This window comes from Phytohalomonas tamaricis, assembly GCF_003012345.1.
In the GTDB taxonomy this organism is placed as follows: Bacteria; Pseudomonadota; Gammaproteobacteria; order Pseudomonadales; family Halomonadaceae; genus Phytohalomonas; species Phytohalomonas tamaricis.
In genome coordinates this window covers 143,185-169,523 of record NZ_PVRV01000023.1, presented here as the reverse complement: position 1 = coordinate 169,523, position 26,339 = coordinate 143,185, and the positions used below count along the sequence as shown (strand labels likewise).

Here is a 26,339-nt window from a genome sequence, read left to right as displayed (position 1 = left end):
CCGCATCGCGGCCTTTTTTATGAATGAGTGTCAGGAATCGCTATGCCTGAAGGTCCGGAAATTCGCCGCAGTGCCGATCGGCTCGGTAAGATACTGGCAGGGCATAGGCTGGATGATGTCTGGTTTGCGTTCGATGAGCTGAAAATATTTGAAGCGGTGCTCGCTGGGCAGCGGGTAATGCGCGTTGATAACTGGGGCAAGGCGTTGCTGACACGCTTCGAGGATGGCCATGTTCTCTACTCGCACAATCAGCTTTATGGGGTGTGGAAGATTGCCCGTCGTTCTCACACTCCCGATACGTCTCGCTCGCTGCGCGTAAAACTGACGACTTCTACACATGCGGCGTGGCTTTACAGTGCCTCCGATATCTCGATGTGGCACATCGATACGATCGGTACCCATCCTTTCATTGCGCGGCTCGGTCCCGATCTGCTGACCCATGATGTCAGTATCAGGGATATTGAGAGGCGTTTACTGGATCCGTTGTTCAAGCATCGGCGTCTTGGCGTGCTGTTGCTTGATCAAGGCTTTTATGCCGGCATTGGCAACTATCTGCGTTCGGAAATCCTGTTCTTTGCCGGATTGTTGCCTGATGTACGGCCCTCTGAGCTCGATGATGCGTCTCGCCAGCGGCTGGCATGCTCGATTCATGGCACGGTACATCGTGCCTATGCGCTGGCCGGGGTAACCAATATCGAGCCGTGGCGTCAACTTATGCAGGAGGAGGGAGCATCTCGCCAACGCTGGCGGCATGCCGTCTTTAGTCGTGCGGGCGAGCCTTGTTTTGCCTGCGGGACAATGATTGAAAGGCATAATGTGGCATCGCGTCGGCTTTACCTTTGCCCGCAATGCCAGCGTCGCTCCTTATAGTTATACCGTTATCTTTGCTAACAATATAAAGCTATCAATATTTCTGTAAGAGACAAAAGATTTAAGTTGGATCGCGGTATACTTCCGCTTCACTGTGATGGTGTCCGTATCGCTATCAATGCTTGATGCATAACAATGAAGGAACCGCCTTCTCATGACCGTGATTCGTCAGGACGATGTTATTCAAAGCGTCGCCGATGCTCTGCAATATATCTCTTATTATCATCCCAAGGATTTTATCGATGCGATGCATCAGGCTTATTTGCGTGAGCAAAATCCGGCAGCACGCGACGCCATCGCTCAAATCCTGATCAACTCACGCATGTGCGCCACCGGCCATCGTCCGATCTGTCAGGATACCGGCATCGTCACGGTCTTCGTCAATGTCGGCATGAACGTACGTTGGGAAGCGGACATGGGCCTTGAGGACATGATCAACGAGGGCGTACGTCGCGCCTACAGCCATCCTGACAATGTGCTGCGCGCCTCGATGCTGGCTGATCCCGACGGTGCCCGTCGCAATACCAAGGACAATACGCCAGCGATTATTCATCACAAGATTGTGCCGGGCGATACCATCGAGATTCACGTTGCGGCCAAGGGCGGCGGCAGCGAGGCAAAGACCAAGTTCGCGATGCTCAATCCGTCTGATGACGTGGCCGCATGGGTGCTTGAACAGGTGCCAAAGATGGGCGCAGGTTGGTGTCCTCCCGGCATGCTTGGCATCGGCATCGGTGGTACTGCCGAGCAGGCAATGAAGATCGCCAAGGAAGCGCTACTCGACCCGATCGATATTCACGAATTGCAAGCGAGGGGGGCGTCCAATCGGGCCGAAGAACTGCGTCTTGAGCTGTTTGACAAGGTCAACAAGCTGGGGATTGGCGCTCAAGGGCTGGGCGGATTGACGACCGTGCTCGATATCAAGGTCAGAGACTACCCGACCCACGCGGCCAACAAGCCGGTCGCGATTATTCCCAACTGCGCGGCAACTCGTCACGTCCATTTCACGCTTGATGGCAGTGGTGCTGCATCCTTGCCCGCGCCCAAGCTTGATGATTGGCCGGAAATTGCCTGGGAGGCAGGCGAGGGTGTCAAGCGTGCCAATCTTAATGATATTACACCGGAAGAGGTCAAGCGCTGGCAGCCGGGAGATACGGTCCTGCTGTCCGGCAAGTTACTGACGGGCCGCGACGCGGCGCACAAGCGTATGGCCGATATGTTGGCCAAGGGCGAGGCGCTACCGGTTGATTTAAAAGGACGCTTTATCTACTACGTTGGCCCCGTCGACCCTGTCGGTGATGAAGTGGTTGGCCCGGCAGGACCTACCACGGCGACACGGATGGATAAATTCACTCGCACGATGCTGGAGCAAACCGGCCTGCTGGGAATGGTGGGCAAGGCCGAGCGAGGACCGACGGCGATCGAGGCGATTCGCGACAACGAGGCTGTTTATCTGATGGCGGTAGGGGGGGCTGCCTATCTCGTAGCTCAGGCAATCAAGAGCTCCCGCGTCATTGCTTTTGAAGATCTGGGCATGGAAGCCATCTATGAGTTCGAAGTGGAAGATATGCCTGTGACGGTCGCTGTCGATAGCCGTGGTGAATCTATCCATAAACTCGGACCGGCAAAGTGGCGTGAAATCATTGCTCAACAGTCATGAGATAAGATTCAGAGGATAATCTAGGGCCTTTCACGCCGGTATCTCGCGCGCAGCCTTTCTTAATCTGCGCTTAGAGCCCGGCCGGGAGGCCCAGATGACCCTGCTGATAGGCTCATGTATGCTCCATGAACGGCGCAGATAACGTGGCCATTACGGATTAAGGAGCACAATGACAGCTTTACTTGGCGGCCTTTTGATTGTCGCCATTCATATTCTGGGCGCGCTTTCCAGTATCATGGCACTTATGTCCAGTCGTACTTCGCAGGGTGCGATTGCCTGGATCATTTCTCTTCTCACCTTCCCCTATCTGGCTGTACCGGCGTTCTGGATATTTGGCCGACCACGCTTTTATGGCTACATTTCGGCACGCGAAGAGCGCGACAGTACGCTGCGGCGTGTACTGACGCGTTTTCGTAAGCAGGTTGAGCCATTTTTTGCCCGTCCCGACGATCCCAATGGCCGCATTCGTACGGTCGAACGTCTAGCGATGATGCCCATGACCCGTGGCAATCACGCTGAGCTGCTCGTGGATGGCACGGCAACATTCAAGAGTATTTTCGCGGGGCTTGAAGCTGCCGAAGAGTACATTCTGATTCAGTTTTTTATCGTACGAGATGACAGGCTTGGCCGCGAGCTTAAGCAACGTCTGATCAATCGAGCCGAGAACGGTATTCGTGTCTGCTTTTTATACGATGAGATAGGCAGCCGGAAGCTGCCGGAGAATTATATCAACGAGCTTCAGAACGCGGGTGTCGAAGTGCATCAGTTCGGCTCTTCAAAAGGATGGCGGCACCGTTTTCAGGTCAACTTCCGCAATCATCGAAAGATCGTGGTGGTCGATGGTAAGCGTGGTTGGGTCGGAGGACTCAACGTCGGTGATGAATACATGGGGGAAGACCCGCGTTATGGGCTTTGGCGCGACACCCATCTTCAACTGACTGGGCCTGCTGTTCTTGGTCTGCAGGAGGCGTTCTGGGAAGATTGGCATTGGGCCACGGGTGAAATATTGGGCCTTGAATGGCAGCCTTTACCTGCGAAGCATTTCGATCAGTTTGCCGTCGTCATCCCTTCGGGACCGGCTGATCTTCAGGATACGGCGAGTCTCTTGATGCAACATGCCATTCACTCGGCCAATGAGCGCTTCTGGATCACGAGCCCCTATTTTGTGCCTGACCAAGGCGTACAGGATGCCCTGATCCTTGCCGCGCTCAGAGGCGTCGATGTGCGCGTCGTGATGCCTGAGCGGCCGGATCATCTGCTGGTGTTTCTTTCGGCATTCTCATTCTTGGCGGAAATGATTCGCGCAGGTGTTAAAATATACCGTTATCAACCAGGCTTTCTTCATCAGAAGGTATGCCTTATTGACAATCACAGCGCCGCCGTCGGCACGGTTAACCTCGATAATCGTTCATTCAGGCTTAACTTCGAGGTAACCGCTTACATTTTTGATGACACCTTTGCCGCTGATGTTGAAAGGATGTTGGTGGACGATCTTTCGCGTTGCCGTCAGGTGACGCTGGATGAAATTATCAAGCGTCCCTTATGGCGTAAGCTGGTATCTCGCGCAGCTTATCTGGCTTCTCCGATACAATGAGTAGTATTAGTCTAGGCCTCGCTTGGTATGAATTCACATGACATGAACATTTGCCCATTGGTGAACGAGGGGAGCTTGGTTAAACTCGTGCTCACCACTTATATGACCCACGATGCCTCATGCTCGTATGGGCTTACGAGCAAAGGCAGCAGAGGAATACGGTGAACCTCGAAACTAAATGGTTGGAAGATTTTGTAGCGCTTGCCAATACGCGTAGTTTTTCCGCCTCGGCGCGTCAGCGCCATGTGACACAGCCCGCTTTCAGCCGGCGTATTCGATCGCTTGAGCAAGCGGTCGGTATTACCTTGGTCGATCGATCAACGACACCGGTAGGGCTCACTCCCGAAGGGCAGCTGTTTGTAGTGACGGCGCGTAATCTCGTCGAGCAGCTGAGTGAGTGCTTGAGCCATTTACGTGGCCTTGAGATGGCCAATGAGGCGCTGGATATTGTTGCGGCACATTCATTAGCCTTGGCGTTCTTTCCCAAATGGATTTCGAGACTGCAAAAAGGCGTCGGCGAGTTGCCTACACGCTTGATTGCCATGAATGTCGGTGATGCTATTCATGTGCTACGTGAAGGTAATTGCGATCTGATGCTGGCTTATCATGATCCTTATGCATCGATGCAACTCGACAGTCAGGTGTTTCCTTCGTTTTCGATTGGGCAGGTAAAAATGCTGCCAGTGTGTTCGCCTGATCGTCACGGGCAGCCACAGTTCCCCTTGGTAGGGGAAGGCTCGATTCCATTATTGTCTTACACACATGGCGCTTTCTTGGGGAGCAGTGTACGGATGCTGCTCAAGAATGATCCTCTACGCTTACGTCTCAAGACAGTGTATGAAACCGCTATGGCAGAAGGACTGAAAGGGATGGCGCTACAGGGCGTTGGCGTCGCCTGGATTCCCGATTTTTGCGTGAAAGAGGAGCTATCCAGCAAACGCCTCGTGCGTGCTGGTGATACCCAATGGGACATTCCTCTCGAAATTAGACTTTATCGCTGTTCGCTTGTGCATAAGCCAGGGGTAGAGCGCCTCTGGAAGCGCCTGCAGAAATTGCCCCATGATTTTCTCGAGGCGTGATGCTAAGGCGAACTTTTGTAGATATTCGTCATCAGGATTGGCTAAGTCCGCTATTGTTGGCCACGCTTTTGTTGTTATCACCTCGATTGATAATTAACAGGAGGTAGCCATGAGTGATCAAGGCACATCATTTACGAATGATTCATCGGATCGTAAAGGTGTAAAGGCGTGGGTAAGCGGGACTGTACATGGCGTTAACTATCGTCGTGCTACTCAGATGCAGGCACAGATAGAGAAATTGAACGGCTATGTCAAAAATCTTAACGATGGCCGTGTCGAAGTGCTATTGGTAGGAGAAGCTAGCGCAGTTGATCGTGTCGTTGAATGGTTGTGGAAGGGGCCAGACAACGCGGACGTGACCGATGTTGAGCTTGAAGAGGTGCCCGCTCATGAGCACGACGGATTCAAAGTGCTCTGATCTGCCAAGCTGATGTGAGATGCATAAGTGAGATAAAAGGCCAGTATTTACTGGCCTTTATCGTTGCTGTTAAGAGGATTATGAGCGGGAGTAGGGAACGCTGACCAGCGTTTCCATGAAGGTGCGACTCCAATTGTGGATATCGTTACGGCGCAGGATATCGTACATGCGCTGCCAACGGTCCTTGCGCTCTTCCAATGACATGGTCAATGCCCTTTCGAGCATGTCGGCTACACCATCCACGTCATATGGATTACACACAAGTGCCCCATCCAGTTCGCGTGAAGCACCGGCCAGGTGAGAAACAATCAGCACGCCGGGATCTTCAGGGTTCTGCGCGGCAACAAATTCCTTGGCCACAAGATTCATGCCATCACGAAGCGGTGTCAGGAAGCCGACGCGGCTCATGCGCAAGAAGCCCATGACCGATTCCCGAGCATAGCCGCGATTAAGATACCGCAGCGGTATCCAATCATACTCAGCAAAACGCCCATTAACGTGGCCGGCAACACGCTCAAGCGTGGTGCGCAGCTCGGCGTACTCGTGCACATCGGTACGTGAGGGCGGTGATATCTGCATGAATGTTACTTTACCACGCAGATTCTCGGCATTTTCCAGCATCCGCTCATAGGCCTGAAACCGTTTGTAGACACCTTTACTGTAATCAAGCCGGTCAACACCAATGACCAATGGACGTCCGCTAAGTGACTTCTTCAAACGCTGGCCGGTGACGGAATCTTCACCTTCTTTCGCCATGCGTAATGCTTCATCGACATCAATCGAGATCGGATAAGCGCCTGCCTTGAAGCGATGACCGTTGAGTTCGATCACATTGTCATCATGCAACGTAGCACCAAGTCCCTGCTGCATGCAGTCGAGGAAGTTCTTTAAATCGATGTCGGTTTGCAGACCGATCAAATCATAGGCGCTTAGATAACGCAGCAGCTGTTCGTACTCGGGAATGATCCGTAATACGTCCCAGGGTGGGAATGGAATGTGCAGGAAATAGCCCAACGGCAAATTGACATCTTTTTCGCGCAGGAAATGCCCCAGCGCAATCAACTGATAGTCATGCACCCATATGCGCGAATCATCCTCGATCAGAGGCAGCAACTTGTCGGCAAAAAGCTCGTTGACACGTAAATAACCCGCCAGGTTCTGGCGGTCATATTCGACCTTGTCCGGCCGATAGTGAAACAGTGGCCACAGCACCTCATTGGAAAAGCCGGTGTAGTAGGTCTCATAATCGTGCTGTTTCAGAGGAAACGTGGCGAAGCGCACAGAGTCGAATTCATAGTGCGAGGGCGCTACATCATCGCTCTCGTCGATTTCACCGTTCCAGCCGACCCACAGTCCATCGGCTTTCTGTAGCGCATTCATGACACCTACTGCGAGCCCCCCTTGGCTTCCTGATTGCTTTGGGGCCGGTACTCGGTTGGAGACCACAATTAGAGAGTTCAAAATACCTCCTCCCAAGGACGACTTAATAGCCGTGCTGAATTGATGAGTCCTACCATGCTGTAAGTCTGCGGAAAGTTGCCCCAGAGTTCACCGTTATCCGTCACGATGTCTTCTGAAAGCAGACCCAGATGGTTGCGTGATGCCACAAGTTTTTCATAAAGCCGACGCGCTTCGTCGCGACGGCCCAAGGCAGCAAGTGCATCGATATACCAAAAGGTACATACCGTAAACGAGACCTCGGGAACGCCGAAGTCGTCGGGCGCGATATAGCGATAAAGAAAATCGCCATCGCGTAACTCTTCTTCTATGGCTTGAACAGTGCTGGCAAAACGGGGATCGCCAGCGTTTATAAAGCCAAGTCGTGAAAGCAGCAGCAAGGATGCATCCATCGTGTCGCCTTCAAAGGCCGCCACATAACTCTGACGCTCTTCATTCCAGGCGCGTTTATCAATAATCCGATGGATATGGTCAGCATGATGCTGCCAATAGGCACACCGTTGCTCAAGCCCTAAGTGATTAGCAATTAACGCCAACGTATTACACGCCGCCCAGCACATCACACTTGAGAAGGTGTGCACCTCTGAACGGCCTCGGTATTCCCATAAGCCAGCGTCCGGCTGATCGAAAACCTGAACCGCTTTTTCACCAAGGACTTCAAGGCGTGAGAAAAGGCCCTTATCCCCTTGGCGTGGTAGGCGCTGATCAAGAAACATATGACCAGCAGCGAGTATGACAGAACCGTAAACATCATTTTGCGCTTGCAGATAGGCTTCATTGCCGATGCGAACTGGTCCCATGCCACGATAGCCCGGTAGAGAGTCAACAATACGCTCATCAAGCTTGTCACTCCCATTAATACGGTAGACAGGCTGCAAGTAACCATCCTGACTGTCGGAAGCAATATTAATAATGTAGCGAATAAAATCTTCCATTGTCTGGGTGGTACCCACTTGATTCAAGGCCGCCACTACAAAACAGGCATCGCGTAGCCAACAGTAGCGATAATCCCAATTGCGTCCGCTGTGAGCAGATTCCGGTAGTGAAGTGGTAACGGCAGCAATTACCGCTCCCGTATCTTCAAAGGCATTGAGCTTTAGCGTGATCGCGGCGCGAATCACCACATCTTGCCATTCGTAGGGCACCCATAAATTACGTACCCAGTTTTCCCAATAAGCCTTGGTATCTTCTAAAAAACTGCGACCGACCTCTGGGATTGAGCGGGTAATTGATTCATCGGCACCTAACAGCAGCGTTGTATCCTGCTCCAGGAAAAAGGGCGTTTCGTTGAGAATGGAGGTAACCGGCGCGTTAGTCGTCAATCTTAACGCTTGAGTTTCCCCAACATAGCGAATGTGATGGCTACCATGCGTAACAGTGGGATGCAGCGCACCGTAATTGAATAGCGGTCGTAGCTTGATGCGAATCCGCGGATGCCCCTGAAGCGGACGCAAGTAGCGGATAAGCATCTGTGGACAAAACGTGCGTCCAAATTGCTCGAAACGAGGCGCGAAATCGATAATCTCAACGCTGTTGCCGGCTCTGTCGGTCAACACAGTACGCAGGATAGCGGTGTTGCGTAGATAGTGCTGCTCGATATCACCGTGTTGATCGATTAGCTCGATATCATAACGGCCATATTCAGGCGCATTACCCCCCAGAAGGGCCGAAAACACGGGATCATCGTCAAGGTGGGGCATACATGCCCAGACAATTGACGCACGTTTGTCAATCAGCCCTGCAAAACTGCAATTACCGATCAAGCCTAAATCGAGCGATGGGAGCATGGGCTATCAGCTCCTGGTAACGCGCTTGAGGCACTCTTCCAACCACAGCAGTACTTCAGCAGGGCTCTCCAGTCGGCATGATGCGGCACTTGGCCCATCACCAATCTTGATGGAATGACCATTGAGAGCATTTACGGCTTCAAAACCGTCTTCGTCAGTCAGATCATCGCCTACAAAGACGGGACACCTGCCCTTGAAAGGCGCTGATTGCATGAAGTCTTGAACGGCACGGCCCTTGTTGCATGAGGTGTCACGAATCTCGACGACGAATTTCCCTTCATGAATTTTGAGAGCGCCATTCAATTCCTGTTCAAGCGCATGCGTCTTCTGTTTTACCGCGTCAGCTTCGTCTGGTGCATTCCGATAATGCAGGGCAAGACTTGCCCCCTTGTCTTCCAGGAACAGGCCGGGCGTCTGCTCGACAAACTGCTCAAGCGCTTGGCGTGATTGCTCAAGCGCTTCATGATTGGGCTCAATGTTAGTGTACTTGCTGTCGGCATCTTGCCGTTCAGCACCATGCTGACCCGCGAGTGGTAAGCGCAAGGGCGCTAACAACCGCTCAAGATCCTTGACACTACGCCCACTGACGACGGCTAGCGCACCATCAAGCGCATGCCAGAGGCCATCAAGCAGCTCCAGCATTCTTTCTTCAACATGGGTATTGGAAGGATGATCGACCAGCGGGGTCAAGGTGCCATCAAGATCAAGAAAGAGGGCCCATTCAGAGGGCTCACTCGGCAGCGGGCAGTGAGAAAAAACGGTGTTGTCTTGCATCGAAGAACGGTCCTCCATGAACGCATGTCGATGTAAATAAGCCCAGAATACTATTATAAGTAGTAATAAATCAGTATAAGACTCGTCAATGCAGAATATATAAGGGCTCTCTTGCCCGTAACCAAGAGAGCCCGGCAGATAAGGTGAAAAACGTTCTGTTTAGGCGGTCAGTACACTTTCCATCCAGTCAACCGCTGCCTTGCCGTCTACTCCCATACAAACATCCACCAGCGGTGACTGCATCCAGCGATCGCCAACGAAGCCGCGTCCTTCGGGAGCGAACAGCGTCTGCCCTTCAGCCAGTCCTTCAGTAACCACGCTCAGGTGGCCGCGTACGGTCGTGAACAGGTCAGGACGACGCAGCCAGGCGACGGCGCAACTGTCATGTGGGCAGCAGCCATCGATACCTAATGCTTCCCGATAAAAGTCGGCATAGAAGTCGTAGCTCTTGGCCAGTACCTCGCCGAGAGCACCTTGTGCTTCACGGATACGCGCCATCCGTTCAGGCTCGATTACCGTTTCATGGGTAACGTCGAGACCAACCAAGGTCAACGGCCACTTGGCAGTCAGTACACGCGAGGCGGCGTGCGGATCGGAGAACATATTGGCTTCGGCGACAGGGGTGACATTACCGCCTCGCATGATTGAGCCACCCATGATCACGACCTGTTTGACCCGGTTGACGACGTCGGGGTCGAGCTGGATGGCGGTGGCCAGATTGCCAAGAGGACCGACAGCGACGAGGGTGATTTCGCCGGGGCGCTGGCGGGTTTGTTCGACGATGAACTGTGCGGCAGTCTGCTCGACGGCCTTACCCTTGGGCTCGGGCAGGTCCTGGTTGCCCAGGCCATCAGCACCATGGATATGAGCTGGCACGTCATGGGGTGTCTTGGCGAGCGGGTAGGCGGCGCCTTGGGCAACCGGAATGTCCTGTCCCGCCAGCTCTGCTAGCAGCAGGGCATTGCGGGTCGCAGTATCGACGTGCACGTTGCCGAAGGTAGTCGTCAGACCGACCACTTCAATTTCTGGGTCGAGCATGATTAACGCGATGGCCTGAGCATCGTCAACGCCAGGATCGGTGTCAAAAATAATGGGAGTGGGCATTAAACGTTCCTTCTTCTGTTTGTTGCTGTTGAATGAAGTTGAAAAGGTTTAGCTTGAGGACGTCAACACATCATGTGGTGGCTGCTGCGCCAAGACCTGTTCGAGTTCAGCGGTGGTGGGAATACTCGGTGCGGCGCCTTCACGCTGCACGCAGAGTGCCGCCGCGGTCGTGGCACGCTGAAGACAGGTCTCGATCGGCGCCTGAGCAAGCCGTGCGGCCATGAAATAACCGATAAAGGTATCGCCGGCGCCGGTGGTGTCGACTGCCTCGACGCGCTGAGCGGGAATTTGCAGACGCGACTCGCCGTGGCGATAGGCGACGCCTTCAGCGCCGAGAGTGAGTACAATTTCGGTGGCTGGGAAACGCTGCTCCAGTTGATCCAGCAACGCCTCGGTAGGCGTATTGTCGTCCGCATCGAGCAACATCGCGGCCTCGCCGCGATTGAGAAACAGGACGTCAACATGCTCAAGCGGCAGCTTGCGTACCTCGGCATTCATCGGCGCTGGGTTGAAAGCGATTTTCATACCATGCTGATGGGCAAGTGCCAGAACTTCGTCAGTCGCGTTGCATTCATTCTGCAGCAGCAGCCATTCACCCGGCTGGGTAATACTGAACAGCGCCTCAAGATGGGCGCGGCTGAAGCCGTGATTGGCGCCGGGGTAGAGGACGATGCTGTTCTCGCCCTCGTCATCGACCTGGATCACGGTGTGCCCGCTGGCTTCCTCGGCGATCTCGATATGCGCGATATTGGCACCTGACGAAGTCAGCGTTTCCAGCACCCAGCGGTCCTTGCGCCCAAGGCGTCCCCAATGCATGACGTTACCGCCAGCCCGAGCGACAGCAATCGTCTGGTTTGAGCCTTTTCCACCCAGTACCTGGCGATAGGACAGGCTTGATAGTGTCTCACCTGGGCGAACCAGATGCGGCACCCGATAAACATGATCAATATTGATGGAGCCATAGTTATAGAGCATTAGCGTTCCCTCCCGAACGGCTCATCGTAGCAAAGCGCATAAAACCGCGATATCCGTCATGATAACGCATTGATCTGCCTAAGAAAGAGCTAAGGACGCGATATCGATTCGATCATCTGATTCGTTGTCTAGCCATACTGAGCCAGCAGGTTAGCGCTCAGCAATAGCTGCAGCACAGAGATTGATAGAGGTGCTTTGTCAATAGTGAGTGCACATACCCTATTTGTTCACTTTTCTTGGCTTGATGATGAGCATCATCCGCCGGTAGCTGCGGTCTTGCTGTTGGATAACAAGAAGCGCGCGATATTGTCCGCCGTCAGTTCGACAACCTTCTGACGCGCTTCCAATGTGGCCCAGGCATTGTGGGGGGTGACAATCAAGTTGAGGCCTCCCTGAGCGAGCGCATCAATCAATATATGGCCTTCTCGAGGCGGCTCCTGAGGAAGGGAGTCAACGCCAAGTCCACCCAAGCGGCCAGTTCGTAGCGCCTCCAAAGCTGCTGCTTCATCGATTACGCCACCGCGGGCACAGTTGATCAATAAAGCATCATTTTTCATCGAAGTGAGAAGTGCTTCATCAACGAGATGATGCGTCTCAGGCGTTAGCGGACAGTGAAGACTCAAGACATCCGCGTGCGGTGCAACTTCTGCAAGGGCAGGCCTTGAGTCGTTACGCTCATTGCCGGGGCGGGCCGTGAAGGTGACGGTCATGCCAAACGCCTCAGCAATCTTTGCCACGCTACCTCCCAGCTCGCCCTGACCGACAATCACTAGATGCTTGCCCTGAAGCTGAAAAATGCGGTGATCCAGCAGCGTAAATATCGGGCTTTGATTCCAGGCATGTCCAGCGACGTCGTGCTGATAAAGCGGTAGTCTAGTCGCCAAGGCCAGCAGCATCATCATGGTGTGTTGTACCACACTGGCTGTGCCATAGGCGGTCACGTTTCTGACGTCGATGCCGCGGCGCTTGGCCTCATCCATGTCGATGTTATTGGTACCGGTAGCAAGTACGCAGATCAGCTTGAGATCCGGTAGGGCTGCCATGGCCTCGGCGTTGATGATGACCTTGTTGGTGAGTGCTATATCAGCATGCTTCAAACGATCAATGACAGCAGACTGATCTGTCAGTTCAAACTGCTCAAACTGCTCCACTTGCGCGGCAATGGGGCCTAAATCAACGTCATCGGATAGAGTGGCTGCGTCGAGAAGCACCGCTTTCATTGTTATCTCCTGGTTAATTTCGTTGTCTAAGGGCGTGGCGGGTTGCCCGCGGCGTGCCGCTGCACGCTATAATAGCGGGCTTTCAATCAGCGTGATCCACAAGCAGTAAACGATTCGTGCACAAGTAAGGGCGTTTTGCGTGAGGCGAACGCTTGGAAATACCCTCAAGCGGTCATATATTCGCGTTCTGAAAGGCTTTTCTTTTTGAAAGGCCGTATCTTTAACGTGTCGCTGGCGCCCGATGGCGTCTTCATACGTAGGTAATAAACCATGCCGATCTATGAATACCAGTGTAAGGCTTGTGGCCATCACCTGGAAAAACTTCAGAAAATGAGTGCAGCGCCTTTGACCGATTGTCCAGCGTGTCATGCAGCGGAGCTCCAGCGCCTGGTGTCCGCCGCTGGTTTTCGCCTAGCAGGTGGCGGTTGGTACGAAACTGATTTCAAATCATCAGGCAAGAAGAACCTGGCGGGCGACAGTGCTCCCGCCAAGGGCGACAGTACAGCTTCGAGCGATGCATGATGCACTTCGGTCGCCCTTGTGGCGGCCGAAGGCGTTTACTCATAACATCGCGGCTTTTCATTTAGCGTTATAAAACAGGATTAGACATGCGCAGCCACTATTGCGGCCAACTCAACGAGACCTTGGTAGACCAGGAGGTCACGCTTTGCGGATGGGTTCATCGCCGCCGTGATCACGGCGGGGTCATCTTCCTCGACATGCGCGACCGTGAGGGTGTCGCTCAGGTTGTCGTCGACCCTGACACTCCCGAGGCGTTTGCTAACGCTGACAAGGCTCGTAGCGAGTATGTGTTGCGCATCAAGGGACGCGTACGCCTGCGCCCCGAAGGCACGCAAAACCCCGATAAGTCGACCGGTATGATCGAAGTACTGGCCAAGAATGTCGAAGTGTTGAACACGGCCGCAACGCCGCCGTTTCAGCTCGACGAACACGGCAAGGTCGGCGAAGAAGTGCGCCTCAAGTACCGTTACATCGACCTACGCCGTCCAGAGATGATCGAGCGCCTACGGTTGCGTTCACGTATCACCCATAGTGTGCGCGCCTATCTTGAAGGTGAAGGCTTCCTCGACATCGAGACGCCGATTCTGACTCGCGCTACCCCGGAAGGCGCGCGAGATTATCTCGTGCCGAGCCGCACCCATGCTGGGCATTTCTTTGCATTGCCGCAGTCGCCGCAGTTATTCAAGCAGCTTCTAATGGTGTCCGGGTTCGACCGCTATTATCAGATTGCCAAGTGTTTCCGTGACGAGGATCTGCGTGCCGATCGTCAGCCGGAATTCACTCAGATCGACCTTGAGGCTTCGTTTGTCGACGAAGACGATATCATGGCGATCACCGAGAAGATGGTTAGGCAGCTGTTTAACGAGGTGCTTGACGTTGCATTGCCTGAGTTCCCACGCATGCCGTTCAGCGAAGCAATGCAGCGCTTTGGTTCGGACAAGCCTGACTTGCGCATTCCGCTTGAGCTGGTCGATGTCGATGATCTGATGAAAGGCGTCGATTTCAAGGTCTTCTCCGGGCCGGCTAATGCCGACGACGGGCGCGTCGCCGCGTTGAAGGTGAGCGGTGGTGCCAAGCTGTCGCGTAAGGAAATCGATGACTACACCAAATTCGTCGGGATCTATGGCGCCAAGGGGTTGGCCTGGATCAAGGTCAATGACCGTTCAGCCGGTCTAGAAGGGTTGCAGTCGCCGATCGTCAAGTTCATGGAAAGTGTCATCGAGGAACTGCTCGACCGCGTTGGCGCTCAGGATGGCGATATCGTCTTCTTCGGTGCTGACAAGACCAAGGTCGTCAATGAGGCGCTCGGTGCACTGCGCGTTAAACTAGGTGAAGACCTCAATCTTTACACTCAGGCTTGGGCACCCTTGTGGGTAGTTGACTTCCCGATGTTCGAACGTGAAGACAACGGTCGTCTCTCTGCGCTGCACCATCCGTTCACGGCGCCGTCGTGCACGCCGGAAGAGCTCAAGGCCGACCCGGCCAAGGCGCTATCGCGTGCTTATGACATGGTACTCAACGGTACTGAGCTTGGGGGTGGGTCGATCCGTATCCACGATCAGGCGATGCAGCGTGTCGTCTTCGAGGTGCTGGGCATCAATGAGGAAGAAGCCAACGAGAAATTCGGCTTCCTGCTCGACGCCTTGCAGTTCGGTGCGCCGCCGCATGGCGGTCTGGCCTTCGGCCTAGATCGTTTGGTCATGTTGATGACCGGTGGCCGTACAATCCGTGACGTAATTGCCTTCCCCAAGACGCAGAGCGCGGCGGATCTGATGACTGATGCTCCTGGAGAAGTCAGTGCCGAGCAGTTGAAAGAACTGAATATTCGACTGCGTCAGAAGGCCACCGAACAGCAGTAAGCCATACCGCTTATAAATAAAGGGCTGATTTTGCTATGTTATTGCGCCGGGCAATGTTGTCCGGCGCAATGCCTAAAAAAGGTCCTTCTTGATGGCTGGCCGTAGCAAGTGAGCTAATATCAAGCATTTCACGGCGCCAAGGCGGGCAAGATGTTCACTCGCTGGTTTCTGTGTAGGTAATGGTGGTTAGTCATCGTTATGTTTGGGATGCTTGGTGACAGTCAGGATATCTATTCCCCGGTTGATTTCGATGGCGCCATACTGAAAGATATTGAGTAAGACATGACGATAAATGGCGTAATCCAAAAGAGAGCTGCATGATTATTCTTGGCATCGATCCGGGCTCACGTTTCACCGGCTTCGGTGTGATTGATGTATCCCAGGCGGCTCCTCGCTATGTTGATAGTGGCTGCATTCGCATCAATGCAACTGACCTGGCTCAAAAGCTCGCTCAAGTGTATGCCGGTGTTGCAGAGATCATCGCTCGGCACTGTCCGGCTGAGTTTGCGATCGAGCAAGTATTCATGGCTAAAAATGCCGATTCGGCACTCAAGCTAGGCCAGGCAAGAGGAACGGCGATCGTGTGCGCCGCAAACCATGGCCTGCCGGTACATGAGTACGCGGCCCGCTTGATCAAGCAGACGGTAACTGGTCATGGCGGCGCCGATAAATTGCAGGTGCAGCAAATGGTGACTGCAACGCTTAAACTGGCTGGAACCCCTCAGGCCGATGCGGCGGATGCGTTAGCGATAGCATTGACCCATTGCTATACCCAGCGTGGTCTGGTGCAGCAGGGCGGTGCCTCAAATCGGCGTAGCGTGTCGCGCAGTAGTAGCTGGCGCATGTTTCGTCCCTCCTGACCCGGTGAGCACGGCATCGATCCTCCCTGTATCCCTACTTAATCCTTTTTTCTACTACCTAGCCAGTCGCATGGGTGACCAGTATAGTGGCTCCCCATATTGCCTGGGTTGTTTGCGAATTCATTGGAGACAGCTGCTGTATGATTGGACGCCTTCACGGCACGCTTTTAGAAAAACAACCTCCTCTGGTCGTTATCGATGTACATGGCGTGGGTTATGAACTAGAAGCCTCGATGAACACCCTCCTGGCATTGCCGGCTCCAGGTGAGGCGGTACGCCTATATACCCATCTTACAGTACGTGAAGATGCCCACCTTCTTTACGGTTTTGCCCGTGAGGAGGAGCGTCGTCTTTTCCGTGAATTGATCAAGATTTCCGGCGTGGGACCACGGCTTGCGTTGGCGATTCTGTCCGGGATGGAACAGGACCAGTTTGTACGCTGCGTCATGGATGAAGACAGCAAGGCGCTAACGCGTCTGCCGGGCGTCGGCAAGAAGACAGCCGACCGCCTTATTATTGAAATGCGCGACCGTTTCAAGCATTGGCCTGAGTTCGGTAAACAGCAAAGCGGTACTAGTTTGCCCAACCTTGATCTTACCGCTGAGCCCGATGCATATGCCGATGCCGAGGCAGCACTGATTGCGCTAGGCTACAAGCCGACTGAAGCCGCCAAGATGCTTTCTGATCTCGATACGTCTCAATCGACGGAGGCGCTGATCAAGACGGCGCTATCGCGGAAGTTGTCCGGTGTTCAGGAGTCGGCACGTTCTGGCACAGCCAGAAATGGGGAGCCTAAATGATTGAATCTGATCGTTTGATTGCGGCGGCTCCGCAAGGTAATGAAGAACGCGTTGATCATGCCATACGGCCCAAGCGTCTTGGGGACTATATTGGTCAGCCGAGAGTTCGCGAACAGCTCGATATCTTTATTACGGCCGCGCGCCAGCGCGGTGACAGCCTCGATCATACTCTTATCTTTGGCCCGCCCGGGCTAGGCAAGACCACACTTGCCAATATCATTGCCGAGGAGATGGATGTCGACATCAAGTCGACGTCTGGCCCCGTGCTGGAAAAGGCAGGCGATCTCGCTGCAATGTTGACCAGTCTTCAGCCTGGCGACGTATTGTTTATCGATGAGATCCATCGTCTTTCAGCCGCCATCGAGGAAGTACTTTATCCAGCGATGGAAGACTACCAACTCGATATCATGATCGGTGAGGGGCCAGCGGCGCGTTCAATCAAGCTTGATCTGCCCAAGTTTACGCTGGTAGGCGCGACGACTCGGGCAGGCTTGTTGACGGCACCGCTACGTGATCGCTTCGGGATCGTACAGCGCTTGGAATTCTATGCGGTCAATGATCTGACCGAAATTGTGGTGCGCAGTGCGAAGTTGCTCGGCTTTGAGGCTGAGTTCGAAGGTGCTGCCGAAATCGCACGTCGCGCACGCGGCACGCCCCGTATTGCCAATCGTCTGTTGCGGCGGGTTAGAGATTTTGCCCAGGTTAAAGGCGATGGGCGCCTCACGGCGCAAATCGCTGATCAGGCACTTAATATGTTGCATGTCGATCGCCATGGCCTTGATCACATGGACCGGCGTTTGTTGCTTGCCATGATCGAGAAGTTCGATGGCGGCCCGGTCGGTGTCGAAAGCCTCGCCGCAGCGATCAGTGAGGAGCGCGATACCATTGAAGATGTGCTTGAACCTTATCTGATTCAGCAGGGTTTCATGCTGCGCACCGCTCGGGGACGAATGGTGACCCGTTCGGCTTATCTGCATTTTGGAATTTCTCCAACGGATGCGACGCCTGATATCAGTGCAGAGAGCGATAGTCCATGACGTTTGAATTACCCGTGACGGTCTATATCGAAGATACAGATGCAGGCGGTATCGTCTATCACGCCAATTATCTGAACTTTATGGAGCGGGCGCGCACCGAGTGGCTACGCAGTCACGGTTTTACGCAACAGTCGCTATTGCAAAACAATATTCAGTTGGTGGTGCGACGGCTAACGTGTCGTTTTGCCAAGCCGGCAAAGCTTGATGACACGCTTGGTGTCACCGCTGACATCAAGGCGAGTTCGCACTGTGCCGCCACCTTTCAGCAGTACGTATTAAGGCGTGGGGAACGCCTTTGTGATGCCGAGGTCGATATCGCCTGTATCGATGCCTCTCGGCTGAAACCTACCCGTTGGCCGGACGCTCTGCGCAAGGCCCTTTCTAACACCACGGACCCACAGCACGTTTGACGAGGATTTCCCGTGAACGAATCGATGTCTATCATTTCGTTGTTTCTTCATGCCAGTCTGGTAGTGCAACTGATCATGCTGATCTTGCTGGCCGCTTCAATTCTCTCTTGGGTATTGATATTTCAGCGGGGGATGTCGCTTAAGCGCGCCCGTAAAGCTCATGAGGCGTTTGAAGAACGCTTCTGGTCCGGGGTCGACTTAAACGAGCTTTATCGCGAAGTGCCTTCAGATAATCCTGAGGGAGCGGCCCATGTTTTCCGTTCAGGCTTTCGTGAGTTCAACCGGCTGTTGCCCAAGACGCGCGATAATCAGGCGGTATTGGAAGGTGTGCAACGTTCCATGCGTGTCGCACTATCACGTGAGGAGGAGCAGCTTGATCAACATTTACCGATATTGGCCACCATCAGTTCATCTGCCGTTTATATCGGTCTGTTTGGCACCGTATGGGGCATCATGGGCACGTTCCAGACGTTAGGCAATGTCCAGCAAGTAACGTTGGGGGTTATCGCACCCTCGATTGCTGAAGCGCTGGTAGCCACGGCTATGGGACTCTTTGCTGCTATTCCTGCGGTTATTGCCTATAACCGGCTGACCAGTAACGCAGAAAAACAGCTGGTCAGAATGGAAAACTTTGCCGAGGAGTTTCATTCCATCTTGCATCGCAACCTGCAAAGTCGCTCGCAAAACGACGCGGCTTAAGGAGCGATTACCATGCAGAGCCCTTATCGTCGGCGAAGCCGGAAGAAACTGTCGAGTGAATTGAATGTCGTACCGTTCATCGACGTCATGCTGGTATTGCTGGTCATTTTCATGATCACGGCCCCAATGATGACGCAGGGTGTTCAAGTTGATCTCCCCCAGGTGAGTTCAGAGCCAATCGATAGCCAGGACAACGAACCGCTGATCGTGTCGGTTGATCGTGAAGGCAATTATTACATCAGCCTTGGCGATGATGATCAGACAGTATCGCTTGATAACATCAGTGAGCAGGTCATGAAAGTCTTGAACAGTAATCCCAAAACACCGGTGCTGGTCCGCGGTGATCGTAATGTGCCCTACGGGCAGGTTATTGAGCTGATGGGAACCTTGCAGGGTGCGGGTGTGCCCAATGTGGGGTTGATTTCTGAACCTCCATCGGGCGGGAGCTAAGGAGACCTCATGGCCAGACACGACCGTCGTGTAGGCTATGCGCTGCCGACCGTTCTCGCGATTGCTGTGCACGTGGCCATACTCGGCTTGACCGTGCTTCGGTTACCGGAGCCGGATGTGGTCGAACCCTCCAGCTCTGTGGTTCAGGCTACGCTGGTACAGATGGAAACCGCAACGAACAAGCCGCAGCAAGCACGGGAAGCACAGGCGAGCGCTAAGGCTCAGCAGGAAGAAGAGCAACAGCGCGCCGCTCAGGAGCAAGCCCAGGCCGAAGCAGAGCATGAAGCTCAAAAACAGGCTGAAGCTCAGCAAGCGCGTGAAACTGCGCGCCAGCAAGCAGAAGCTGAGGCTCAACGCCGTGCTGCAGAAGCCAAGCAGCTTGCGGTACAGCAACAGCAAAAAGCACAAGCGGACGCCGAGGCCAAGAAGAAAGCCGAAGCTGAAGCCAAGGCTAAAGCAGACGCCGAGGCCAAGAAGAAAGCCGAAGCTGAAGCCAAGGCTAAAGCAGACGCCGAGGCCAAGAAGAAAGCCGAAGCTGCAGCCAAGGCCAAAGCGGATGCCGAGGCCAAGAAGAAAGCTGAAGCTGAAGCCAAGGCCAAAGCGGACGCTGAGGCCAAGAAGAAGGCTGACGCTGCAGCCAAGGCCAAAGCGGACGCTGAGGCCAAGAAGAAGGCTGACGCTGCAGCCAAGGCCAAAGCGGACGCTGAGGCCAAGAAGAAGGCTGACGCTGCAGCTAAGGCAAAAGCGGATGCTGAAGCCAAGAAAAAGGCCGAGGCCAAGCGTATGGCTGAAGCTGCGGCCGCAGCGAGCAAAAATGCCTTTAGCGACGCATTAGGTGATGAAGAGGAAGCTATTGCCAACGCTAAACAGGCCACTGAAGCGGCAAATGGTTTCATGAATCTGGTAAGGCGCTACGTTGAGCAGAACTGGTCGCAGCCATCGGATACTCAACCGGGGATGCAGACAATGGTGCGCATACGCTTGTTACCCACGGGTGAGCTTATCAACGCAACAGTCATTAATAGTAGTGGCAATGCCAACTTTGATCGCTCTGCGATCCAGGCGGTGCAAAAAGCCGCGCCGTTCCGTGAGCTGAGCAAGCTACCCACAGCTGCGCAGCGTCAGTTCCGTGAGTTTAATCTTCGCTTTAACCCAGAGGATGTGCGCTGATGAAACGATTAGTGGCCCTGGCGGGTACATTGATGCTGTTAATGGTGAGTTGCCTGGCGCATGCCGATCTCACCATTGAAATAACCAAAGGAAATGATCAGGCAATGCCGATTGCGGTCGTGCCGTTCAAAACAGATGACCCGAGCGTACCCGAAGATGTTGCACAGGTAATCTCGGATGACCTGGAGCACAGCGGGCAGTTTGCCCCGCTAAGCCGTAGTAATCTGATTGCCCAGCCTGGCAGTGGCGAGCAGATCAACTACCGGGACTGGCGAATGGTGAAGTCCAATTACCTCGTGGTTGGCCACGTGCAACAGGAGGGAAATGGCTACCGTATCAGTTATGAGCTGCATGATGTCTACGGCGAAAAGCGCATGCTAGGCGAATACGTCGAAGGCAGTCGTGACCAGCTTCGTGCGCGGGCTCATTACATTGCCGATCAGATTTTTGAAAAGATCACCGGTATACGAGGCGCTTTTCAAACGCGTATTGCCTATGTAACGGCACGCGGCGTCGAAAACAATCAGCATTTTGCCCTTTACGTTGCCGATCAGGATGGTCACAACACGCAGCAAGTGCTGACCTCCAATCAGCCTATTCTCTCACCGGCATGGTCACCTGATGGTCAGAAACTCGCCTATGTGTCGTTCGAATCAGGGCGTCCCGCCATCTATGTACAGCAGCTCTCCAGCGGTAAGCGCGTCAAGCTGACCTCGTTCAAGGGCATTAACGGTGCTCCTGCCTGGTCGCCTGATGGACGCAAGATGGCTATGGCGCTATCCAAGGACGGTACGCCGGATATTTATGTGATGGATATTGCTTCGCGAAATTTGCAGCGCCTGACCAATAGCGCTTCAATTAATACCGAACCTGATTTCAGTCCTGACGGTCGTTCTATTCTGTTCACATCAGATCGCAGCGGACAGCCGCAGCTCTATCAAATGGATATTGGCGGGAATCAGCCAAAACGCCTAACGTTTACAGGGTCTTACAATGCCGGTGGGCACTATGCTCCCGATGGAAAGAGTGCCTATATGGTGACGAGAACCGATAAGGGATTCCAGATTGCACGACAGGATTTCGATACGGGACGAGTCACTGTTTTGACTGATACTCGTTGGGATGAAGCACCAGCCATTGCGCCGAATGGCACAATGGTGGTATATGCCACTCAGCAGGGAGCCCGTGGGGTTCTCGGTGCTGTCTCGGCGGATGGAAGGTCATCCTTCGTACTACCTTCGCCTGAAGGAAATGTACGAGAACCCTCCTGGTCGCCGTTTCTGAATTAAACGACTAGAATGATTTATTGTCATTCGCAATAAAAGAGCAAGGAGAGGATTATGCAATTCACCACTTACGCCAAGACTATGGCTGCTGCACTTTCGTTGGCGGTGGTTGCTGGTTGTTCCAGCGGCGGCGGTACACAAGATGGTAGCGATGCAAGTGGCATGAACAGCGGCAATGCTGGCGCTTCGTCACAGGGCATGAACTCTGGACGGGGTGCTAGCGGTCAGAACATGAATGCTCAGGTTCCTGATGTCCGCACTATTTACTTTGACTTCGACAAGGATACTATCCGCCCCGAATTCGAATCCGTACTCAACCAGCACGCTGCTTACCTGCAGGCTAATCCGGGCACCAACGTGGTTCTCGAAGGCCATGCTGATGAGCGCGGTACTCGTGAGTACAACCTAGCGCTTGGCGAGCGTCGCGCTAACTCTGTCAAACAGTACCTGACGATCCAAGGCGTTCCTGCGTCACAGATCGAAGTCGTCAGCTACGGTGAAGAGCGTCCGGCGGTTGAAGGCCATTCTGAGCAGGCTTACTCTCAGAACCGTCGTGTCGTCTTCGATTATTAATTATCGGAGTCGAGTATGAAACACAGTCTGAAAAGACTGTGCGGAGCGGGAGCCTTAGTGCTCCCGCTGTCCGTATGGGCCCAGTCGGACCAGGATTATTCCGCACAATCTAATTCTTTCTATAGTCAGGCATCAACCGGTGGTAGCGGCAGCCTGACTATTTTCAATCAGCTACAAAGCCAGCAGGATGCCATCAATCAGCTGCGTGGTCAGATCGAAGAACTGCAACATCAACTTGAAGAACAGAAGCAGCTGTCTCAGCAACGTTATCTGGATTTAGATGAGCGAATTTCCGGTAATAGCGGTGGTGGCAGTAGATCGTCTGATAGTGTCTCGGGTGATACGGCAGATGCTTCCAGTGATCCGATTAATGCAGCGGCAATGGGCGGTGGTACTGCAGCCGCGGAAGGTAGCGCTTCAAATTCAAGTTCTAATCCTAGTAGCGGTGATGCTCAGCAAGCTTACCAGTCTGCTTTTGAGCTGGTTCAGGCACGCCAATTCGATCAAGCTATCAGTGCTTTAGAGCAGTTCAATCAGGATTACCCAAACTCTAGCCTCAATGCTAACGCCTATTATTGGCTAGGCGAGCTTTACTCAGCCAAATCGCAACTTTCCGATTCCGCCCAGGCCTTCCAAACGGTCATCGATAAGTACCCAAGCAGCAGTAAAGTGGCGGATGCGCTTTATAAGCTTGGCTTGGTGAAAGCCCGGCAGGGACAAGGTAGCGCCAGCCAGACCTTGCTTAACCGTGTCATCAAGGAATATCCAGATAGCAGCGCAGCGACAATGGCGCAGGACTTTCTCAAGCGTACCAGCGGTTAATTTCTTATGCTTCTGGCGTCATAAAAACGGCAGGCATTCTGTTTTACGTACAGGATGTCATGCCGTCTTTTTATGTCTATTGAGTAATACGCTTTACCGATGGCTGAGTAATGCTTCGACCAGCGCTTCGGGGGTTTCAAACCATAACTCTGCAGGCCATTGGCGTGGGTCATCATCCCCGCGAAGATAACCATAATGCACTGCAACTGCAGTCATACCCGCAGCACGGGCCGCTTCTATATCCCGAAGGTGATCGCCTATATACCAGCAATCCTGCGGCAAAACGTTCAGGCGTTTGGCTGCTTCGATAAGTGGAGCGGGGTCGGGCTTCTTAACCGGCATGTCATCCGCACATAGCAGCACGTCAGGGGCCAGCCCTAGCGCAGCGATCAAGGGTTCTGCGTAGCGTCTTGGCTTGTTGGTTATGATGCCCCAAGGACGTTGATGCCGGGCATAGCCTTCGAGCACAGTGTCCAATCCTGTGAAAAGCGTACTTTCTTCGGCAACGGCACTGCCGTAGCTTTCCAGCAGATACTCGCGAGCAACCGCATGGTCGGGATGATCAGTGTCGTAACCGAGCGCCAGCTTGACCAATGCATTGCCACCATGGGACACCTCGGCGCGAATCTGTTCATAGGACAGCGGCTCCAGACCGTGTTTGCGGCGCAGTGCGTTGGTAGCCCGCGCCAGGTCAGGCGCGGTATCTACCAAGGTGCCATCCAGATCGAACAGTACAGCTTTAGGAAAGGTGCTCATTATTTGTTTCGCTGGCAGTGCATCAGATAATTAACGTCTACATCGTGTGGCGTGAGCTTGTAACGTTTCAACAGCGGGTTATACGTCATGCCGCTTACCTCCCGCATGGTCAGGTCACTTTTGCGGGCCCAGCGAGAAAGCTCGGCTGGACGGATAAAGCGCTGATAGTCATGCGTGCCTCGCGGCAGCATCTTCAGTACGTATTCTGCGCCGAGTATGGCGAGGAGATAGGCTTTGGGGTGACGGTTGATTGTTGAGAAAAAAACGTGTCCGCCTGGTTTTACCAGCTTTGTGCAGGCATGAACGACAGCTTCGGGATCGGGCACATGCTCAAGCATTTCCAGGCAGGTAACGATATCGAATTCACCGGCGTGCTCAAGCGCCATCTGCTCAGCGCTGATATTGCGATAGTCAACGTCAACGCCGCTTTCCTGTTGATGCAGGCGGGCTACTGCAAGCGGGGCTTCGCCAAGATCAATCCCGGTCACCTTGGCGCCGCGATGGGCCATGGCTTCACTAAGAATGCCGCCGCCACACCCAATATCGATGACCTTTTTGCCGGTAAGCCCTGCGCGGGCATCGATGAAATCTAACCGTAGCGGGTTGATGTCATGCAGCGGCTTGAATTCGCCTTCGCGGTCCCACCAACGACTGGATAGTGATTCGAACTTGGCTATTTCACCATGATCGACATTATTGAATATGGGAGTACTCATTGCGCCGCTTCCTTGTGAGACATCTTGTGATTCATTTGCGCTTGGCGTGATTTTGCGAGCGCCTTTAGCTCATCTTCGTCCTCATGCACGAAGCGGCCCTCATTGAGCAGTATACGTCCGCCGACCCATACATGACTTACCTGCCGGCTGTTAACGGCATAGACAATGGCTGAGGCAGGGTTATGCACGGGCAAGCTTTCAATGCTGTCGAGATCAATAGCAATCAGGTCGGCTTCGAACCCGGCTTTGATCTGACCGATGCGTTCCCCTAGGCCTAATGCCTTGGCGCCTTCGCGCGTGGACATTGCCAGTGTCGCCATGGCCGGCAAGGCTTCAGCATTGCCGCTTACCCCCTTGGCCAGCAGCGCGGCGGTACGCATCTCATCAAGCATATCAAGATCATTATTGCTGCAAGCGCCATCGGTGCCCAGTGCGACCGTGGTATTTTCCTCCAGGAGCTTGGCTACTGGGCAGAAACCACTGGCCAGTTTAAGGTTCGATTGTGGGCAGTGCACGATGTTGACACCGCTTTCCTTGATGATGGCAAAGTCCTCATCGTTGAGCTGAGTCATGTGTACGGCTTGAAAGGTGGGATCCAACAAGCCGGCATCGTAAAGGCGTCGCAGTGGGCGAATGCCGTTATGGGCAAGGGCTTGGTTGATTTCATCTGCGGTCTCATGGACATGCATCTGAATAGGTAGACCCAGTTGGTCACGTGCCTCGCGCAGCTGAGCCAAGCTATCATCCCCGACGGTATAAGGTGCATGGGGGCCAAAAGCGAAGCTCAAGCGCTTTTTATTACCGTGTTGCGAGACCAGAGCGCGAGTCTTTTCCAGACCATCTGCAAAATTCTTGGACCAAGGCGTTTCAAAGTCGATCAACGGAGTGCAGAGCTGGGCGCGAATACCCATCTGCTCGGCAAGCTCAGCAATTTTTTCAGGCGCAAAATACATATCCGAGAAAGTGGTTGTTCCCGTGCGCAGCATTTCAGCGATGGCCAAGCGTGTACCATCGGTCACCGTGTCGGTATTCATGAAGGCCGCTTCGGCTGGCCAGATGTGTTCTTTGAGCCAGGTCATTAGTGGCAAATCATCGGCATAGCCCCGTAACAGGGTCATACCGGCGTGATTATGCGCATTGACGAACCCGGGCAGGAGCGCATGATGCTCAAGACGTAGTGTCTTATGCGGCGTGACTCGCTGGCGTGCCTCTTCGACTGGCCAGATACCGATGATACGATCTTCGGCTATGGCAACACCCTGCCATTCGAGCTCGGTTACGTTGTCTATCATCGGCAATACCCAGCGGCATTCAATGAGTAGATCAGCAGGAGTGGCGGAAGAGGGTGGCATTTCAAGGCTCCTTTTATAAGATTGCACCTATTCTAGCGTGCTCATGACATCAGGTCAGGGCAGGGCGCTACAAACTGTATGTATTACA

Annotated in this window: 26 protein-coding genes; 17 read left to right on the top strand and 9 right to left on the bottom strand. The window is 53.8% G+C overall.

What is annotated here, in order from left to right:
• Positions 1–42 precede the first annotated feature (42 nt).
• From nei to C3Z11_RS12180, 5 genes are all read left to right on the top strand, one after another.
• Complete coding sequence (nei, locus tag C3Z11_RS12200) at positions 43–870, top strand: endonuclease VIII (protein WP_106478230.1); 828 nt, start codon at positions 43–45, stop codon at positions 868–870.
• A gap of 154 nt (positions 871–1,024) precedes the next feature.
• Entirely contained in the window at positions 1,025–2,530 is a 1,506-nt protein-coding gene (locus tag C3Z11_RS12195) for a fumarate hydratase (protein ID WP_106478229.1), read from the top strand.
• Between the two features lie 169 nt (positions 2,531–2,699).
• Positions 2,700–4,124 (top strand): cardiolipin synthase, encoded by a 1,425-nt coding sequence (gene cls, locus C3Z11_RS12190; RefSeq protein ID WP_106478228.1) that lies wholly within the window; start codon positions 2,700–2,702, stop codon positions 4,122–4,124.
• A 161-nt stretch (positions 4,125–4,285) separates the two neighbouring features.
• Positions 4,286–5,203 carry a LysR substrate-binding domain-containing protein gene (locus C3Z11_RS12185; RefSeq protein ID WP_106478227.1) on the top strand — a complete coding sequence of 306 codons (918 nt, stop codon included), beginning with the start codon at positions 4,286–4,288 and terminating at the stop codon, positions 5,201–5,203.
• A gap of 109 nt (positions 5,204–5,312) precedes the next feature.
• Positions 5,313–5,621 carry an acylphosphatase gene (locus C3Z11_RS12180; protein ID WP_106478226.1) on the top strand — a complete coding sequence of 103 codons (309 nt, stop codon included), beginning with the start codon at positions 5,313–5,315 and terminating at the stop codon, positions 5,619–5,621.
• A 78-nt stretch (positions 5,622–5,699) separates the two neighbouring features.
• On the opposite strand, the gene C3Z11_RS12175 is transcribed toward C3Z11_RS12180, so the two are convergent.
• The 6 genes from C3Z11_RS12175 to C3Z11_RS12150 form a co-directional block, all read right to left on the bottom strand.
• Positions 5,700–7,082, bottom strand: a complete 1,383-nt coding sequence (locus tag C3Z11_RS12175) for an alpha,alpha-trehalose-phosphate synthase (UDP-forming) (protein ID WP_106478225.1) — start codon at positions 7,080–7,082, stop codon at positions 5,700–5,702.
• Positions 7,079–8,866 carry a glycoside hydrolase family 15 protein gene (locus tag C3Z11_RS12170; protein WP_106478224.1) on the bottom strand — a complete coding sequence of 596 codons (1,788 nt, stop codon included), beginning with the start codon at positions 8,864–8,866 and terminating at the stop codon, positions 7,079–7,081. Before C3Z11_RS12170 ends, C3Z11_RS12175 begins: the two co-directional genes overlap by 4 nt.
• A gap of 6 nt (positions 8,867–8,872) precedes the next feature.
• A complete protein-coding gene (otsB, locus tag C3Z11_RS12165; RefSeq protein WP_158701039.1) occupies positions 8,873–9,640 on the bottom strand; it encodes a trehalose-phosphatase in 768 nt (255 codons plus the stop codon).
• Positions 9,641–9,799: 159 nt separating this feature from the next.
• Entirely contained in the window at positions 9,800–10,744 is a 945-nt protein-coding gene (locus C3Z11_RS12160) for a nucleoside hydrolase (protein ID WP_106478222.1), read from the bottom strand.
• A gap of 48 nt (positions 10,745–10,792) precedes the next feature.
• Positions 10,793–11,719: a ribokinase gene (locus C3Z11_RS12155; RefSeq protein ID WP_106478221.1), complete on the bottom strand. Its 927-nt coding sequence runs from the start codon at positions 11,717–11,719 to the stop codon at positions 10,793–10,795.
• 254 nt (positions 11,720–11,973) lie between these two features.
• Positions 11,974–12,939 (bottom strand): D-2-hydroxyacid dehydrogenase, encoded by a 966-nt coding sequence (locus C3Z11_RS12150; RefSeq protein WP_106478220.1) that lies wholly within the window; start codon positions 12,937–12,939, stop codon positions 11,974–11,976.
• A gap of 270 nt (positions 12,940–13,209) precedes the next feature.
• Between C3Z11_RS12150 and C3Z11_RS12145 the strand changes: the two genes are divergently transcribed.
• The 12 genes from C3Z11_RS12145 to ybgF all read left to right on the top strand — a co-directional run bounded on the left by C3Z11_RS12145 (position 13,210) and on the right by ybgF (position 23,427).
• Positions 13,210–13,461, top strand: coding sequence for an FmdB family zinc ribbon protein (locus C3Z11_RS12145; protein ID WP_106478219.1), 252 nt, complete (start codon positions 13,210–13,212; stop codon positions 13,459–13,461).
• Positions 13,462–13,547: 86 nt separating this feature from the next.
• Positions 13,548–15,320 carry an aspartate--tRNA ligase gene (gene aspS, locus C3Z11_RS12140; RefSeq protein ID WP_106478218.1) on the top strand — a complete coding sequence of 591 codons (1,773 nt, stop codon included), beginning with the start codon at positions 13,548–13,550 and terminating at the stop codon, positions 15,318–15,320.
• A 317-nt stretch (positions 15,321–15,637) separates the two neighbouring features.
• Complete coding sequence (gene ruvC / locus C3Z11_RS12135; RefSeq protein WP_106478217.1) at positions 15,638–16,180, top strand: crossover junction endodeoxyribonuclease RuvC; 543 nt, start codon at positions 15,638–15,640, stop codon at positions 16,178–16,180.
• 140 nt (positions 16,181–16,320) lie between these two features.
• Positions 16,321–16,980 carry a Holliday junction branch migration protein RuvA gene (ruvA, locus tag C3Z11_RS12130; protein WP_106478216.1) on the top strand — a complete coding sequence of 220 codons (660 nt, stop codon included), beginning with the start codon at positions 16,321–16,323 and terminating at the stop codon, positions 16,978–16,980.
• Complete coding sequence (gene ruvB / locus C3Z11_RS12125; protein ID WP_106478215.1) at positions 16,977–18,017, top strand: Holliday junction branch migration DNA helicase RuvB; 1,041 nt, start codon at positions 16,977–16,979, stop codon at positions 18,015–18,017. Before ruvA ends, ruvB begins: the two co-directional genes overlap by 4 nt.
• The gene (ybgC, locus tag C3Z11_RS12120; RefSeq protein WP_106478214.1) at positions 18,014–18,427 is read left to right on the top strand and encodes a tol-pal system-associated acyl-CoA thioesterase; all 414 of its coding nucleotides are present in this window, start codon (positions 18,014–18,016) and stop codon (positions 18,425–18,427) included. The genes ruvB and ybgC overlap by 4 nt, the downstream gene beginning before the upstream one ends.
• 24 nt (positions 18,428–18,451) lie before the next feature.
• On the top strand, positions 18,452–19,126 hold the full coding sequence (gene tolQ, locus C3Z11_RS12115; RefSeq protein WP_394810213.1) for a protein TolQ: 675 nt from the start codon (positions 18,452–18,454) through the stop codon (positions 19,124–19,126).
• 12 nt (positions 19,127–19,138) lie between these two features.
• On the top strand, positions 19,139–19,576 hold the full coding sequence (tolR, locus tag C3Z11_RS12110) for a protein TolR (protein ID WP_106478212.1): 438 nt from the start codon (positions 19,139–19,141) through the stop codon (positions 19,574–19,576).
• 9 nt (positions 19,577–19,585) lie between these two features.
• Positions 19,586–20,746 (top strand): cell envelope integrity protein TolA, encoded by a 1,161-nt coding sequence (gene tolA / locus C3Z11_RS12105; protein WP_106478211.1) that lies wholly within the window; start codon positions 19,586–19,588, stop codon positions 20,744–20,746.
• Entirely contained in the window at positions 20,746–22,035 is a 1,290-nt protein-coding gene (tolB, locus tag C3Z11_RS12100) for a Tol-Pal system beta propeller repeat protein TolB (RefSeq protein ID WP_106478210.1), read from the top strand. Before tolA ends, tolB begins: the two co-directional genes overlap by 1 nt.
• A 51-nt stretch (positions 22,036–22,086) precedes the next feature.
• Entirely contained in the window at positions 22,087–22,605 is a 519-nt protein-coding gene (pal, locus tag C3Z11_RS12095) for a peptidoglycan-associated lipoprotein Pal (protein ID WP_106478209.1), read from the top strand.
• Positions 22,606–22,662: 57 nt separating this feature from the next.
• Positions 22,663–23,427, top strand: coding sequence for a tol-pal system protein YbgF (ybgF, locus tag C3Z11_RS12090; protein ID WP_317450674.1), 765 nt, complete (start codon positions 22,663–22,665; stop codon positions 23,425–23,427).
• A gap of 93 nt (positions 23,428–23,520) precedes the next feature.
• Here ybgF and C3Z11_RS12085 read toward each other — a convergent pair whose 3' ends face one another.
• The 3 genes from C3Z11_RS12085 to C3Z11_RS12075 are packed head-to-tail and all read right to left on the bottom strand — an operon-like array spanning position 23,521 to position 26,251.
• Positions 23,521–24,183, bottom strand: coding sequence for an HAD-IA family hydrolase (locus C3Z11_RS12085; protein ID WP_106478207.1), 663 nt, complete (start codon positions 24,181–24,183; stop codon positions 23,521–23,523).
• Complete coding sequence (gene ubiG / locus C3Z11_RS12080) at positions 24,183–24,899, bottom strand: bifunctional 2-polyprenyl-6-hydroxyphenol methylase/3-demethylubiquinol 3-O-methyltransferase UbiG (protein ID WP_106478206.1); 717 nt, start codon at positions 24,897–24,899, stop codon at positions 24,183–24,185. Before ubiG ends, C3Z11_RS12085 begins: the two co-directional genes overlap by 1 nt.
• Positions 24,896–26,251, bottom strand: coding sequence for a TRZ/ATZ family hydrolase (locus C3Z11_RS12075; RefSeq protein WP_106478205.1), 1,356 nt, complete (start codon positions 26,249–26,251; stop codon positions 24,896–24,898). The genes ubiG and C3Z11_RS12075 overlap by 4 nt, the downstream gene beginning before the upstream one ends.
• Between the last annotated feature and the right edge of the window lie 88 nt (positions 26,252–26,339).